Raw genomic sequence first — 14283 nt, 5'->3', positions numbered from 1 at the left:
TTTCTTCAATTAGGAGTGAAAAGGAATCGCCAACCAAGGAATAAACACTGGAAAAAGCCAGCTCCAGCAATAAAGATTATTGTGATTAGGCAATTGAGCAGCGCCAATCAAGGCATCAATTCTTTGGGATAGACGATCGCCGTTCAGGGAAGAATATAAGGTTGCACCAAAGTTAAACGAGGATTTTCCAGGAGCTTGCGCAACCAAGAGCAAAGATTCGGCTAAAACTAAAGCATCTACTGTTTGAGCAGCTTTGAGATCGGCTCTGATTTCCCTGAGCAATAACAATTCTTGCCAAAGCTCTTCTGTATTAGGGAGCCAGGAGGCTACAGCACGTAACCAACCGAGAAAAAAGAACCAAAAGGTGTCCCGATATTGAAGATGAGCCTGTTCATGGGCTAAGACAGCGGTCAATTGTTCTGGGTCTAAAATATCTAATAATCCCTGAGAGATCACCAGTTGTGGCTCCCAAAAACCGATTTGAGCAACATAGGGCAAATCGATCGCCAAAAACTTCACCGAATTCCCAGCAATGATTTGATTGGGATATTTACCAATTTTCCGACAGGTTTTTAAAGCGCGATCGCGTAATCGGTTGCCATAAATTAGGGTAATCAGCAAAAAAGTAATAGCCAATCCATAGCTCAAACCACTGGCAGCAGGGAACCCCAGCATACTACCTTCTGTGCCCATAAAGACAATTGCTAAAGCCGTAGTCACGAGAATTAGAGGTGGAACTAAAAAGCCAAATAGCGATCGTTGCCAGCGTTGTCCCCAAGTCCCCTGAAAGTTGAGAGGAATTAAGCGGATTGACCAGGCTAGGACTAAGGCGATCGCAATCATCATCAAATGCATGATTCCGATGCCCCCTATTGTCTTTCTTGACGCAATTTTTTAAGTTTGTCCGCGATCGCTTCTAGTTTTTCTATGCTAGTCGTATCTAAACTATCGGCAAAAGAAGCAACTACATCGGCATTGCCAATTTCGAGAAAATTATTCAATCTTTCGTAGGCTTGAATTGCTTGAGCTTGCTGACGAGAAACCAACGCTTCCCAATAGAAGGCTCGTCCTTTTTTCTGTTGTTTTTCACATCTGAGCCAGCCTTTTTCTGTGAGGCGACGTAATACAGTAGTGACCGAAGTATAGGCTAGTTCGCGATTCGGGTCGGCAAGAATGCGATCGTGTACATCTTTGACAGTGACTTGTTTTAATTCCCAAACGATCTCTAGGATCTCTTTTTCCAAGAAGCCTAGGGAAAGTTTTTTGGGACGATAATTAGGTAAAAAGGACATTGTTTAGTTAATAGGTAATAGTTGAGGAAACTAGTCCAGGAACATCAGGAGCTAAACTAATTGAGTAATTATTCTTGTTTATTTCAGAGGATAAGAGGATTCTACCCTAAGTAATAAGTCTATAGCAATTTTATGGATAACGATGGGGCAAACTCTCATTTTCTCGGTTAAGTAAAGATCCTAAATATCGAGAAAGATTGACTGCTCAATCGTTTATGCTTGAGTTACCCTGGTGCAATTCCTGATGCGAAGCTTTAATTCTATATGTTATACGTGTGGGAGAAACTCAGCTAAGGCTTAAAATCAAAAATACCTCTAACAAACATCCAAATTCCCAATGAGGAAAAAAAGTTCTTATAAAGTCAATCGTTTGTTTAAATGGCTATCTCCAGGATTATCCGTCAAAAGATGGTTATTTATCAGTACTAGTGGTCTACTGCTGACTATTTTGGGTGGAGCAATTTGGGTTAAACTAACACCGATTTATCGTATTTTATCGGCCATTTCCCAATTTTTTGATTTTATTACCGATGTCATTCCCAACTATATATCTGGCCCTTTAGTCATTATCTTTGGTCTAGTTTTGGTCTTGTGGGGTCAATCTCGAACTTTGGGTTCGATTACCGATGTCCTATTGCCAGATCGAGATGAAGAATTGGTGGATATGTTATTGGCTCACCGTCGTTTAAATAAAGGCCCGAAAATTGTTGTTTTGGGTGGAGGGACAGGTCTTTCGACGCTTCTAAGAGGATTAAAGCAATATAGCCACAATATTACAGCGATCGTTACCGTGGCAGATGATGGGGGGTCTTCAGGCAGATTAAGAAGAGAAATTGGCGTCTTGCCTCCTGGTGATATTCGCAACTGTATTGCGGCCTTAGCAGATGAAGAAAAATTATTAACCGAATTATTTCAATATCGCTTTGAAGCTGGGGACGGCTTGAGTGGACACAGTTTTGGCAATTTATTCCTCACGGCCATGAGTGAAATTACAGGAGATTTGGAGCAAGCTGTGGCCGCTAGTTCCCAAGTATTAGCCGTTCGAGGAACTGTGTTGCCCGCCACTTTAAGCGATGTTAGTTTGTGGGCGCAAATGGATGATGGTCGCATAATTAAAGGGGAATCGAATATTCCTAAAGCTCAGGGCAAAATTCGCTATGTAGGTTGTAATCCCCCAGATCCTCCAGCTTTACCAACCGCGATCGCAGCAATCAAAGAGGCCGACTATATTATCATTGGGCCAGGAAGTCTCTACACCAGCATTATTCCCAATTTTTTGGTTCCAGAAATTTGTGAGGCAGTCGAAAAAGCCAAAGTGCCCCGAATTTATATTTGTAATATCATGACCCAACCTGGGGAAACCGAAGGCTATACCGTCGCCGAACATATTCGCGCGATCGATCATATTTCTCAAAATAAGCTATTTGATGCGGTTATGGTACATCGAAAGGCTCCGTCTCCCAAAACCTTGAGACGTTATGCAGATGATAAATCCCATCCTGTCTATGTTGATCGCGAAGAGATTTCTGCCTTGGGAAGAAGAGTTGTGATTGCTAACATCATGGAAGAAGATCCTGAAACTGGCTATGTTCGCCATGACCCAGCTCGATTAGCTAGAGTCTTATTAAGATGGTACAGCGCTCATTCTAATTGATGACGCGTCCTGATATCGCTGTGTGAAAGTCATGAAATAAGTAATGAGTAATAAGTAATAAGTAATGAGTAAGGATCTTCTGGACTAGCTATGACAATAGAAGAAAAATCAGTAGGTCAAGATAAATTGCCAACTAATAAATTAAAGTCTGATCAAAAAACAGCCGTTGAGGAAAAGCTATCTCAAGACAGAATTTCTGAGTCTCCAGAATCGATGAGAAACAATGGAGCGACAGCTATTGTGATCATTCTGATTAGTATCTATGGCGCAACCATTCTATTTTGCTTTGGGGTTATTAGTTTTGGTCTGGTCACAGCAGAAAGCAAAGATATTCTCACTCTCCTTATCACATCGCAAGTTGTGTTGATTGGCAGCGCGATCGGTTTTTATTTTGGAAGAAATCAATAGTTTGAGAAAAATAATTACAATTAATATGCCATGTCTAATTTCAAGCTCACTTTATATGCTTTTGCAATTTTTTTAATCTTTATACCATCTGAATTGACTCAGGCAAAAAATCAAGTTGCAGAATTATCCTTATCTTCAGTAAACAGGATTAAATCCCCCGCAGAAAAATCACCAGAAGAAAACATAGACCATAACCTATTGCAGAAAGTAACCTTTGATATTTTCTCCATTTCTCCAGAAGGTTTGATTGGGAATGGTAATAGTCTGCGCTCTCTAAGTTATGAATTTTGTATTCCTCAAAATCAACAGTACTTAGCTCAAATAAAAGCAATAGATCCGACAATTAGCTTTTCCAATAGTAAAGGTAGAATTGGCTGTAGCGAGACGCAATATCTCTGTCTTGGTGACACCCATAAACCTAACTGGCGAGACATCCTAACTGCGATCGCGAATTTAGCTTATGTAAAACAAATTGATCAATTCTTTGGTGAGTAATCAATTCTCACCAGAAAATTTTTACAGCAATTACTAACTTAGTAACTTATAGTTGAGCCACAAAAGCTAATTTTTCTTCTAGAGTTTCTAGATTAGGCAATGCCAGATCAATTTGATGGAAACGGGCGGCAAAACCCATCCGATTGGCAATTTGAATTGCTAGACCAGGTCGAGCATTCAACTCCAAAATCAAAGGGCCCAGATTTTCATCAAGAACAATATCAACACCCAAATATCCCAGATGACTCAATTCAGCACTAAGAGCAGAGATATAAAGGATCTTCTCCCAATTAGGAATTTGTAAATTGGCAACAGGCAAATTAGTATCTGGATGCAACTCCACGACCTTATCATGCTGAACTGCCGTAGTTGTGATGCCTGTTTTAATATCAACCCCCGCGCCAATTCCTCCTTTATGCAAATTAGCTTTGCCATCAGATTCTTTGGTCGGCAAACGTAACATTGCCATTGCGGGAACTCCTCGATAAACAACCACACGAATATCAGGAACTCCTTTATAGGTAATCTTGGAAAACACAGGATCGAAATTGACTCGATACTCAACCAAGGCCACATCAGGCTGATTGGCCAAACTATACATGCCACTCAAAATATTCGACAAGTAGTAGGAAACATCATTGTCACTGATAATAGATCCTCCAACTTTGCGCCAACCATTTTTGGTCCGTTGATCAATGACCGTGATTCCATCACCTTGAGAACCTCGTGCCGGCTTGATGACGAAGGTTTCATGGCCTGCAACCAATTTCTGAAAGTTTTTAATTTGCCATTGGTACTCAATCACCGCATAAAGTTCGGGAATTTCTAGACCAGCTTTGATTGCCAGTTCTTTAGTTTGTCGCTTATCATCCACCAAAGGATAAAATTTGCGCTGATTGAGGGGCATGATATAGCCAGCATTCCGAGCATTAATTCCCACAACCCCAGCCTTTTTCAATTCTTTCGCAATTTTCCACATTTGGCGCTACTCCTGCTCAACTAAACTGCGAAAACGATACAATTCCAATAGTCGATAGCCAGTATATCTGCCCATTAAAATAGTTATAGCTAGGATAATTAACAGCAGCTCAGGGTAAGCGAAAATAAGAAACTGTAGATAGTTAATACTCATTACAAAATAAGCAATAATCGCAGCAAGCAAACTAGCAAAACCCCGATTAATACTATCTTTTGCGCCATATTCTTCCCAAACAACAGACATTCTTTCAATGACCATTGCCAAAATAACCATTGGTAATAGTGCAACCCGAACCCCCGAACCAACATTAATCATTTCTAAAAGCACACTAGAAAAGACCATCAAAATAATGACGACTAGCAAAACTGCTGAAAGCCTGGGCACTGACAATAGTTTGAGTTTCTCAAAATAAGAGCGAAACATCAGACCAGCGGCCACGATGACACTAAATAAAATGATGCCACCCAAAAGATTAGTTTCCCTAAAAGATAAGGCGACCAATACAGGGGTAAATGTCCCAAAAGTTCGCAGGCCAACAAATTGGCGGAGGATGATTAGTACCAATGCGCCAATGGGAACCATCAGTAAAACTTGGTAAACTTGCTGAATATCAACAGGAAGTTCAAACAAAGTTAAATTGTAAATGGGATCTTGCTTAATCTCTGAAAGCGCTTTCGAGGTTATGTATTGAGGATTAGTAATTGGCCGAACGGAAAAAATGACATTTCTCAGTTTGCCTCCATCAACAGTAGCAACTTTGCGAGCAGGAAAGCCTCGCCACCAAGCAAAATAATAATCGGGGATACCCAATGTTCCCGTATCGATTTCATAGGGTTGCCAATTCCCATCCTGCCAAATTTCTACCCAATGAACAGGATCTATTCTGCGTCCGGATTTTCTTAAATCAAGTCCTCTTACAGAACGAGCAGGAATTCCTTTCATTCTTAACAGCAACACAATCCCATCAGCTCTTTTCGCCCCAGGAAGTCGACGAGTCGGATCGTCTAGTAATAATTGTTCTTCTGGAGATATCTCCTCATCAGTGAGCTCGGAAACCGCTTGTTTAATATAAATATCAGTTGTACCGGAGCGCCGTTCTATTCTTTTTTGAAGACTATTAAGTGCTGCCCTGCGAGCATCAGAAACAGAATCAACTAAAAATTCCCATTCGAGAAACTGGGAAGGATCACGGGCTGTGCCAATGGGAGATTCAGCTCGTTTAAAACGAAAGATATCCGCCTGGTAGTATAAATTAAAGCGATTTTCACCTATATTACTGGCTGACCAAGTGACCAACCTACTTCCTCTTTTATCGGTTGCCAGAGTCAAACCAAAATCTTCAGAGTGGAATTTTTCTTCAACGACCCCAAAATTACCTTCTGACTGGGGTAAAAATAATTGGGCAATCGTATTGTTTTCAGTGCTTTCTAGAGACAGTTTTGCTTCAACGCGCCAACTCTCAGAATTGGCATCAGGCACAAGAGGAAAGTCCAATACACTAGATTTATAAAGGAACAGAGAAACTCCAACAACAATCAGAGATGTTACTAAAATAATTAGTTGGCGATTTTTCATAAAGATTGGTCTCCTGTTTGGCAATTGAGAGGAGTCGTAAATTTAGCAGCCGAGTTGACTAAAAAACCCTGTTCTAGAAACGAACGACCCAACAGAAGAGGATAACTAAGCTCACTACGGTCAGCAAGATTAGCTTCGACGGTCTCTGAATGAGAACCGACACAAATGCGCAGAAGCACCACAGGCCGTCTGGCATTGGCTCCCGTGCGGTTTTTAATCACAACCGTTCTGACAACTTCTCTTTCAAAGATGGCATCTCTGCCATCATCTCCTTCGACCTGGAATCGAACCCAGGACTTTCCTTCCCTTTCAAAAAATTCTAGCTCTGTCGCATTAAGAGAAGAATTATCTGCCCCAGTATCAAGCTTAGCTGCCATTTCTAAGGTTGCTTCTACTAACATTGCTCGTTCCAAATAACCATAAATACCAAATTTATTTGTGGACTGAGAACGAACCATGCTGGGAAATCCTAATATAATTAGGAATAGAGTTGATAACCCAATAATATATTTCATAACAAACCTAAGAGAAAGTTCTAAGTTTTGTCTTTTATCTTTTGAAAAACAAAATCATTTTTTAACTAATAATTGCTTTAGAATTTGCTAGCACTTACAGAAACGCTTTATAGCTAATAAAGTACTTTTCAAGTCAATTTAAACAATGTAGTGTAATTTTATACAAAAAAGATTATTAACAGATCTTTCCCGTTACATTTATTAACTGTCTGATTAATCAGCTAATGTTTGATAGCATTAAAACAATCGACCAAAGAAATAATTATCAAAAAAAACTCGGAGTAATCGCTCGGAGTAATCAAAAATTTATTCACTCTTAAAACTATCAAATATTTGACCAAAAGATAATAAATTAAAATAGAAAAAATTCCTGTGGCGTAGTCGGTAAATTATGACAACAAAGCTATTATCGCGATCGCTTCTAATTGCGATCGCACAGTACCAGCCTTCGGCTGATCGCAACAAACTCAAAAATATATTCAATCAGTAAACTCGACGGAATCAGAGTTGATATTTAAAGCTGCATAACTCTTGATTATGCCAATATTTTCATAGTACAAGAATCGACCATCATCATTACGATCATAGTAAACAAGATTATTTATTTGTCCATTTGAATTAGTTGAACCACGTACTATAGAATATCTATCTTGTCTTCCAGAAAATTGCATCGTATCTTGATTGAGATTAAAGTCTTGAATCACGAATAAATGATTAGTACTGGCTAGACCTCTAAAACGACTGCCTGGAGTAATCGCAAATGAGTCAAAACCACTACCTCCATCGTGTCCATACTACCCATTCAGAGATATTATCGAGTATGTCACCTCGTAATTGGTCGTTGAGATTCGTGCCAAAAATTGTTTCGTTCATGATTTTTTCGTTAGTATTTTGTTAGTTTTTTGATGTGAAATAAGGCATGTTTGCAGTTATCAAATATAGTTTGCTTGATTTATTAACTGCGGAAAGTGAAAATAAAAGTATTAGCCAAACAATTATGCGATTAACTCACTCAAAGCTCTATAAGCACGCCATACACTTAAATTTGCGCCTGTAATTAAAACAGCTCCCCTTTCTTGATAGTCACGATAACGAACTTCTACTAGTTCTTTTTCTGCTATTTGAGCAAATTTTGCTTTAATTTTAGAAGCTGGTAGTTTTGAAAGTTTTTGTACTTTTTCTTTGTTCAATCCTTCGAGAAAATTCATGATATCTGTTTCTTTTTGTTTGGGTAAAAATTCTTGTGGTTTGGAAAAAGACTTATAGCCTGCTGGATACTTTCTTCCTGAACGCCTAGCAAATCCTTTATACTCATTTAATTCGGCAATTTCTTGGAGAGATAGTTGCCAAATATTCATTTCTGGAGGTAGAAGTAGCGGGATTGGGATTCCACAGTGATAGTCAGCATAAATACGTTCAAAATCTCTGGCAAATTCTTGAGGGTTTTTATGGTAGACCATTTGAGACATTAATGGACAAGGCCAACCAGCTTCGTAATACATTGCCCCGTGATCTATATAATTTTCCTGATCTTCTTCCCACAATCCACAAACTTTGAGGAAGAGAATTTCCGAATCTCTATTAACTTGCTCTGCTAATCCTGTTCGGATATATTTGGGGACAGCTAAACCTCTAATTTGAAGACCTCGAATATATTCGGGAATATCTAAATCACTAACTTGAATATCTCGAATAATTTTTTTTCATGATCGCCATAAACTGCTATCTTGAGCGGTTACTCGTAAACTGCTGTCATTTCTTGCTTTATGCCCATCCCCATAACCTTTACCATTGAACTCAATAGTTAAAGGAACTCCTTCTCCTGAGGCGAGAGTATAACTAATGCTCAAACGAAAGGCATCTTCAGAATAAATTAAAGATTCACTATTAGGTGATTCTAAAATTGATATCAAAGTTTCTAAGTCTAGTTCTTCTCCCTCAGTGATTTGATATTTTTGAAGACGTTTTATCTTTATATAATCAGATTTAGCGGTTAGGCGCCGAATTAAAGAGGCAAAAGCTTTAACAAAATTATTGTCTTGGGTGAGTAAAGATATCGATATTGACATGCTCATAATCTTTTCTTACCTCCTAATTCTTACAACTGACCTAGTAAGTAATTATTGAGATTAATACAAATAATTTTTTGATTCATAATTTCTAGTTGTTATTTTGCTCATTTGTGAATTACTTGTTTTTTGCATTGCCTTCTTTCAAATTTTTCACTTACTCTGAGAACATCCGAATATACTGCATCATCCGCATATTCAATGCATACTTGCTTATTGTTCTCGAATTCAATTTCAATGCCAAACTCACCAGGATAATCAACAGAAGTACCTAGATCATTAAGAATTATCACTTGCACAATTTTTTGTTCAATTCTTTGTTGCCAGAAGGAATTATTAGTCAGTTCCATTAGCAAATATTCTCCACCATATATAGTCATTTCTCTATCAGCAACACCAACACTAGACGGGTCAGCCCAATCAATAAAGCTAATTACTTTATGATCATCAAAAGTTAACTCAACTGGCCCATCAGCTTCCTGTTCAAAATTATCTAAGTTCATTTCATTTTTGATAATTTGCCGTCTTACTTTCACAATTTTCTTGCCAATAAGAGATTTTAGTAAATCAATATTAGTCGATGGCAGTGTGTATTTACCTTTATTCATTATTCTTTCTATTGTTATTACATTAGTTAAGTATTTGTTTATTGCATGGTAGTTCGTCATACTTTTCAAGTACTTTAATTATATCTGGACATTCTGAATCATCTATATATTCAATACTTACTTTCTTATTATTCTCAAATTCAATTTCAATGCCAAATTCACCAGGAAAATTAGGAGAAGGAGTTAAAATTTTAAGGATTGTAACTTGTACAATTTTCTGACCAATTCTTTGTTGCCAGAAGGAATTATTGGTCAGTTCCATTAGAAAATATCCACCACCATATATAGTCATTTCTCCATCGGCAACCCCAACACTAATAGGCTCAGTCCAATCAATAAAACTAATTACTTTATCGTCATCAAAAGTCAACTCAACTGGCCCATCAGCTTCCTGTTCAAAATTTTCTAGGCGCATTTCATTTTTGATGATTTGTCGTCTTACTTTCACAATTTTCTTGCCAATAAGAGATTTTAGTAAATCAATATTAGTCGATGGCAGTGTGTATTTACCTTTATTCATTATTATTGCTATTGTTAATTATTTGTTTATTGCATGGTAGCTCTTCATACTTTTCAAGTACTTTTATGTAATATATTAATCTTCTTTTAATTCTATTGTTGGAGTATCGCAATCCAATATCTCTACTACATTATTAGTTGCTTTAATTATATAGTGCTTAATTTTGTTGTTTTTACATGTATCAAAACTTACATAATGGAACCATTTCAAATAAGGTGAATTTTCTAGAATAAACAAACCACATTGTCTTGGCAAATTAAGGTTATTTTCTAAAAGACTATTATATTTTGTGTTTCGATAAGTAAAATAACCATTAAAAACAATTTTAAAGTTAAAAGATTTTTCCTTGCTCTTAAAGATTAATGTCAAAATATCACTTTTTTCGGTAAATTCATAAATATAAAAATTATCTGGGAGGTCTTCTATAGGTTCCCATTTGATTAATTTATGATCAGGCATTATACTCTATTTCTCCAATGAATTTGTGGTAGTATATAGCAATCAATTTCTTTTTACTTGAGGTATTTCCGAACTTAAAATATCTACAACCTCATTTTGCGTCCCAATAATGTAGTTCATAAGTTTTTTTTGTTGAGGCTATTCAACACTTTGACGATGAAGCCACTGCAAATACATTGAATTCTCTACAGTATATAAACTCCACTTACCAGTTCCTTTTTCTATTTGATGATTTGCCATTAGCAAATATCCTTCATCAGTATTTTTATAAGAATAGTAGTTACTGAAATGAATTGTAAGAGTGGGATAGTTTTGTTCTTCTATTAAATTTATCGTTAAACCATTGGCATTATCCTTTAATTCATAAAGATAAAGTTCCTTTGGTAAATTTTCTATAGGTTCCCATTTAATCCATGTTGGTGTTAGCATTTTTTTCTCCTTTAAATTATTCTGGAAATCGATAATTTGATAAGGTTGATTGCCTGACTACTGTTAACTGAAAATTGCCAATCTTGTAAAACTGCTTGTTCTCGAAAAAACTCTTGTGGCGTAGTCGGCAAGTTATGACGACAAAGCTATTATCGCGATCGCAATTAGAGGCGATCGCAAATTAACTAACACCCAAAACCCAAAACCTCTCCCCCAGCTCATGCGTTTCAAAACCCCGACAATCTTGCAAATGGAAGCAGTTGAATGTGGCGCTGCATCCTTAGCGATTATTATGGCCTACTACGATCGCATTGTCCCCTTGGCTGAACTGCGTATTGAATGCGGGGTATCCCGTGATGGAAGTAAAGCATCTAATATAATTTTGGCGGCCAGGCGCTATGGAATGATAGCAGAGGGCTTTAAGGCCGAACGTCTAGAACAGCTCCAAGCAATAATTGGCCCCTTCATCGTTTTTTGGAACTTCAATCACTTCCTCGTAGTGGAAGGATTTAGCAAACATTGGGTGTTTCTCAATGATCCGGCTACTGGCCCTCGGAAAGTTAGCTGGGATGAATTTGATGCGAGCTTTACTGGAGTAGTGCTGCTCATCAAACCAGGAGATGATTTCAAACGAGGAGGACGCAAACCGAATGTCATCTTAGCTTTGATTGAACGCTTGCGAGGTTCGACTGGGGCCATTTTATACTGTATTGTGGCAGGATTTCTCCTTGTGTTGCCAGGTTTAGCAATCCCAGTTTTCAGCCAGATATTTGTGGACGAGATTCTGGTAGAAAATCGCACCGCATGGCTACGTCCTTTGATCTTAGGCATGATCATCACTACAATCTTCCAAAGCATTTTGACATTATTGCGACTGCGCTATTTAAGAAAGCTGAGAATTAAGCTAGCAGTGGGCATGTCTACTCGCTTCCTCTGGCATATTCTGCGATTGCCTGTCAGTTTTTATGCTCAAAGATATGCTGGGGAAATCAGCAATCGTGCCAGTCTAAATAATAAAGTTGCCCAGATACTGTCAGGGCAATTAGCCACAACGGTCATTGATGCTGTGATGATCTTATTTTATGCCTTAGTTATGTTTGCCTATGATGGGGTGTTGACCTTAATTGGCATCTGTTTTTCCGCAATCAATGGGCTGGCATTGCGGTGGGTAGCTCGCAAGCGAGTAGATGCGAATATGCGCTTAGTGCAAGATTGGGGAAAGACTTACGGGGTTGGAATTGCCGCACTTCAAAGTATAGAAACGCTAAAAGCATCGGCATTAGAATCAGATTTTTTCGCTCGTTGGTCTGGTTATTATGCCAAGGCCGTAACTGCTCAACAAGAGTTAGAAGTTACAAACCAGATCTTGGGAATTTCACCTATATTGCTAACTTCTTTGACGTCAATGTTCATCCTAGTAGTTGGCGGTTGGCGAGTTATGGATGGCAACCTCAGTATAGGCATGTTAGTAGCCTTTCAAAGTTTAATGTTAAGTTTTCAGCAACCTGTCAATACCTTGCTAGATTTTGGGACGACTCTTCAGGAATTAGAAGGGGATTTAAATCGTTTAGATGATGTTTTGGGTAATTCTCTTGATTCTGAAGTCGAGAAACGGAGACCAGAAGATGGGGGAAAAAAGGCACAGTTGCAAGGTTATGTCGAGTTACACAATATCACTTTTGGTTATTCTCATGTCGAGCCACCTTTAATTGAAAACTTTAGTCTTTCGTTACAACCGGGACAAAGAGTAGCCTTAGTCGGTGCTAGTGGGTCGGGGAAATCGACCTTGGCTAAACTGATTTCTGGACTTTATCAACCTTGGGCTGGAGAGATTTTGTTTGATGGCATTGCCCGAAGAGAGATTCCTCAAGAGATTCTGGCTAATTCTTTATCTCTCGTTGAACAGGATATTTTTCTATTTGGGGGAACTGTACGAGACAATCTCACCCTATGGGATGCTTCTGTAACCGATGAGCAGCTTGTAACAGCCTGTCGAGATGCGGTGATTAATCAAACTGTGATTAAAATCCCAGGAGGATATGAAGCAGAATTGCTGGAAGGAGGAGTTAATCTGAGTGGAGGACAAAGGCAAAGATTAGAAATTGCTCGTGCCTTGGTAAAAAATCCCACAATTTTAGTTATGGACGAGGCAACTTCTGCTTTAGATGCTCAAACAGAAAAAGTGATTGGGGCCAATTTGCGATCGCGAAAATGTAGTTGTATTGTGGTAGCGCATCGCTTGAGTACAATTCGCGATTGTGATGAGATTATTGTTTTGGAACAAGGCAAAATTGCCCAGCGCGGCACTCATGATCAGTTGTGGCGGGAAGGAGGAGTTTATCGGCGATTGATTCGCTCAGCAGAAGAAGAAGACTAGACAAAATCAAAGCTTGATTCATTCATGAGAATTTCTGCCTTCTGCCTTCTGCCTTCTGCCTTCTGCCTTTTACTTATTTATCAAGTTCGATTCCTGATGCTCCTTCACTACCTGCATCAGCTTTCACTGATTCTTCTGATTCTTTGGCTACAACAGATTGCTCTGCGGCTGCTTTTGCAGCTTCTTCTTTGTCCTTCTTTTCTTGAGCGCGTTTTTCCCTCTGTTTGCGGCTAGCTTGCAGAGCGTCCTCAATTGCCTTGAGAACCTGCTCCATTTTTTCAAGGTTACTACGATATAGCTCAAGATCTTTTTTCATCTTGTCGCCTGGCAAAGATAAAGTTTTGGCAATGTTCTCAAAGATCTCGTTGCGCTTATCACTATCTTCAAGCAATTTCGCATCAGCTTCTTCTAAGAGAGTATATAACCCAATACCAAAAGGACGGCTGTATTTAAAATTAGCATTAGCTGCAATTGATTTTATAGTCTCAGCAATATTTTCTGCCCCGGCGATCGCGGTGGGCTCACCCAACCAAGCAATTAATTCCTCGCCCGATTTTTCTTTTGCGATCGCGAGGAGATTGCCTGCTTGAGCACGATAGGACTCGGGATCTCCATCCACAGCTCGACAAAGGGCATTAAAGATTGCACCTTTATCCTGATCTGGTTGATATCCTTGCATCAAACGCTCAAAACAACTGACTACTCCCAAGTAGAAAATTGGATCACTTTTGAAATCGGCATTAACTGACAATAGATGCATTTCTACCAACAATTCTTCGACTATGCGACGATAAACTGAGTTAATAGGCTTATTGTAGTTATTATAAAAAGATCTTTTAGTGTCGGAAACAGTTTTAAGATTAGTCACAGTTGCAATTTGATTCATTCTATAAATTTTTTTTA

The 14283-nt window shown here is 38.5% G+C and carries 16 protein-coding genes; 4 read left to right on the top strand and 12 right to left on the bottom strand.

All coding sequences use genetic code 11. From position 1 onward, the window contains the following. Positions 1-9 precede the first annotated feature (9 nt). On the bottom strand, positions 10-855 hold the full coding sequence (locus XEN7305_RS22615; RefSeq protein WP_006511858.1) for a M56 family metallopeptidase: 846 nt from the start codon (positions 853-855) through the stop codon (positions 10-12). A 14-nt stretch (positions 856-869) separates the two neighbouring features. Continuing rightward, positions 870-1292: a BlaI/MecI/CopY family transcriptional regulator gene (locus XEN7305_RS22610; protein WP_006511857.1), complete on the bottom strand. Its 423-nt coding sequence runs from the start codon at positions 1290-1292 to the stop codon at positions 870-872. 337 nt (positions 1293-1629) lie between these two features. Between XEN7305_RS22610 and yvcK the strand changes: the two genes are divergently transcribed. From yvcK to XEN7305_RS22595, 3 genes are all read left to right on the top strand, one after another. Then, positions 1630-2946: a gluconeogenesis factor YvcK family protein gene (yvcK, locus tag XEN7305_RS22605; RefSeq protein WP_006511856.1), complete on the top strand. Its 1317-nt coding sequence runs from the start codon at positions 1630-1632 to the stop codon at positions 2944-2946. Between the two features lie 90 nt (positions 2947-3036). After that, a complete protein-coding gene (locus XEN7305_RS22600; protein WP_006511855.1) occupies positions 3037-3354 on the top strand; it encodes a hypothetical protein in 318 nt (105 codons plus the stop codon). 30 nt (positions 3355-3384) lie between these two features. Continuing rightward, positions 3385-3849, top strand: a complete 465-nt coding sequence (locus XEN7305_RS22595) for a hypothetical protein (RefSeq protein ID WP_006511854.1) — start codon at positions 3385-3387, stop codon at positions 3847-3849. Positions 3850-3895: 46 nt separating this feature from the next. Here the strand turns inward: XEN7305_RS22595 and XEN7305_RS22590 are convergent, their stop codons facing one another. From XEN7305_RS22590 to XEN7305_RS22545, 9 genes are all read right to left on the bottom strand, one after another. Further along, positions 3896-4828 carry an alpha-L-glutamate ligase-like protein gene (locus XEN7305_RS22590; protein ID WP_006511853.1) on the bottom strand — a complete coding sequence of 311 codons (933 nt, stop codon included), beginning with the start codon at positions 4826-4828 and terminating at the stop codon, positions 3896-3898. A 6-nt stretch (positions 4829-4834) separates the two neighbouring features. Further along, the gene (locus XEN7305_RS22585) at positions 4835-6403 is read right to left on the bottom strand and encodes a UUP1 family membrane protein (RefSeq protein WP_006511852.1); all 1569 of its coding nucleotides are present in this window, start codon (positions 6401-6403) and stop codon (positions 4835-4837) included. Beyond that, positions 6400-6918, bottom strand: a complete 519-nt coding sequence (locus XEN7305_RS22580) for a RimK/LysX family protein (RefSeq protein WP_006511851.1) — start codon at positions 6916-6918, stop codon at positions 6400-6402. Before XEN7305_RS22580 ends, XEN7305_RS22585 begins: the two co-directional genes overlap by 4 nt. A gap of 995 nt (positions 6919-7913) precedes the next feature. Next, complete coding sequence (locus XEN7305_RS22570) at positions 7914-8462, bottom strand: hypothetical protein (RefSeq protein ID WP_040899205.1); 549 nt, start codon at positions 8460-8462, stop codon at positions 7914-7916. A gap of 159 nt (positions 8463-8621) precedes the next feature. Then, positions 8622-8993, bottom strand: a complete 372-nt coding sequence (locus XEN7305_RS22565) for a hypothetical protein (protein WP_006511848.1) — start codon at positions 8991-8993, stop codon at positions 8622-8624. A gap of 101 nt (positions 8994-9094) precedes the next feature. Further along, positions 9095-9595, bottom strand: coding sequence for a hypothetical protein (locus tag XEN7305_RS22560; protein WP_006511847.1), 501 nt, complete (start codon positions 9593-9595; stop codon positions 9095-9097). A gap of 22 nt (positions 9596-9617) precedes the next feature. Next, the gene (locus tag XEN7305_RS22555; RefSeq protein ID WP_006511846.1) at positions 9618-10115 is read right to left on the bottom strand and encodes a hypothetical protein; all 498 of its coding nucleotides are present in this window, start codon (positions 10113-10115) and stop codon (positions 9618-9620) included. Between the two features lie 75 nt (positions 10116-10190). Continuing rightward, complete coding sequence (locus XEN7305_RS22550; protein ID WP_006511845.1) at positions 10191-10574, bottom strand: hypothetical protein; 384 nt, start codon at positions 10572-10574, stop codon at positions 10191-10193. Between the two features lie 138 nt (positions 10575-10712). Then, positions 10713-11003, bottom strand: a complete 291-nt coding sequence (locus tag XEN7305_RS22545) for a hypothetical protein (RefSeq protein WP_006511844.1) — start codon at positions 11001-11003, stop codon at positions 10713-10715. A 220-nt stretch (positions 11004-11223) separates the two neighbouring features. On the opposite strand from XEN7305_RS22545, the gene XEN7305_RS22540 reads away from it, so the two are divergent. Next, entirely contained in the window at positions 11224-13380 is a 2157-nt protein-coding gene (locus XEN7305_RS22540; RefSeq protein ID WP_006511843.1) for an NHLP family bacteriocin export ABC transporter peptidase/permease/ATPase subunit, read from the top strand. A 73-nt stretch (positions 13381-13453) separates the two neighbouring features. Here the strand turns inward: XEN7305_RS22540 and psb29 are convergent, their stop codons facing one another. After that, positions 13454-14266 carry a photosystem II biogenesis protein Psp29 gene (psb29, locus tag XEN7305_RS22535; protein ID WP_006511842.1) on the bottom strand — a complete coding sequence of 271 codons (813 nt, stop codon included), beginning with the start codon at positions 14264-14266 and terminating at the stop codon, positions 13454-13456. Positions 14267-14283: the final 17 nt, after the last annotated feature.

The organism is Xenococcus sp. PCC 7305 (genome assembly GCF_000332055.1).
GTDB lineage: Bacteria > Cyanobacteriota > Cyanobacteriia > Cyanobacteriales > Xenococcaceae > Xenococcus.
The sequence above is the reverse complement of the archived record's forward strand: the minus strand, read 5'-3'. Positions and strand labels throughout refer to the sequence as shown.

Bases quoted from the DNA above. Each gene is read 5' to 3' on its own strand.
- XEN7305_RS22540 (WP_006511843.1), top strand. From the start codon at position 11,224: ATGCGTTTCAAAACCCCGACAATCTTGCAAATGGAAGCAGTTGAATGT.
- XEN7305_RS22600 (WP_006511855.1), top strand. From the start codon at position 3,037: ATGACAATAGAAGAAAAATCAGTAGGTCAAGATAAATTGCCAACTAAT.
- yvcK (WP_006511856.1), top strand. From the start codon at position 1,630: ATGAGGAAAAAAAGTTCTTATAAAGTCAATCGTTTGTTTAAATGGCTA.
- XEN7305_RS22565 (WP_006511848.1), bottom strand. From the start codon at position 8,993: ATGAGCATGTCAATATCGATATCTTTACTCACCCAAGACAATAATTTT.
- XEN7305_RS22595 (WP_006511854.1), top strand. From the start codon at position 3,385: ATGTCTAATTTCAAGCTCACTTTATATGCTTTTGCAATTTTTTTAATC.
- XEN7305_RS22545 (WP_006511844.1), bottom strand. From the start codon at position 11,003: ATGCTAACACCAACATGGATTAAATGGGAACCTATAGAAAATTTACCA.
- XEN7305_RS22615 (WP_006511858.1), bottom strand. From the start codon at position 855: ATGCATTTGATGATGATTGCGATCGCCTTAGTCCTAGCCTGGTCAATC.
- XEN7305_RS22560 (WP_006511847.1), bottom strand. From the start codon at position 9,595: ATGAATAAAGGTAAATACACACTGCCATCGACTAATATTGATTTACTA.
- XEN7305_RS22555 (WP_006511846.1), bottom strand. From the start codon at position 10,115: ATGAATAAAGGTAAATACACACTGCCATCGACTAATATTGATTTACTA.
- XEN7305_RS22610 (WP_006511857.1), bottom strand. From the start codon at position 1,292: ATGTCCTTTTTACCTAATTATCGTCCCAAAAAACTTTCCCTAGGCTTC.
- XEN7305_RS22585 (WP_006511852.1), bottom strand. From the start codon at position 6,403: ATGAAAAATCGCCAACTAATTATTTTAGTAACATCTCTGATTGTTGTT.
- XEN7305_RS22590 (WP_006511853.1), bottom strand. From the start codon at position 4,828: ATGTGGAAAATTGCGAAAGAATTGAAAAAGGCTGGGGTTGTGGGAATT.
- psb29 (WP_006511842.1), bottom strand. From the start codon at position 14,266: ATGAATCAAATTGCAACTGTGACTAATCTTAAAACTGTTTCCGACACT.
- XEN7305_RS22550 (WP_006511845.1), bottom strand. From the start codon at position 10,574: ATGCCTGATCATAAATTAATCAAATGGGAACCTATAGAAGACCTCCCA.
- XEN7305_RS22580 (WP_006511851.1), bottom strand. From the start codon at position 6,918: ATGAAATATATTATTGGGTTATCAACTCTATTCCTAATTATATTAGGA.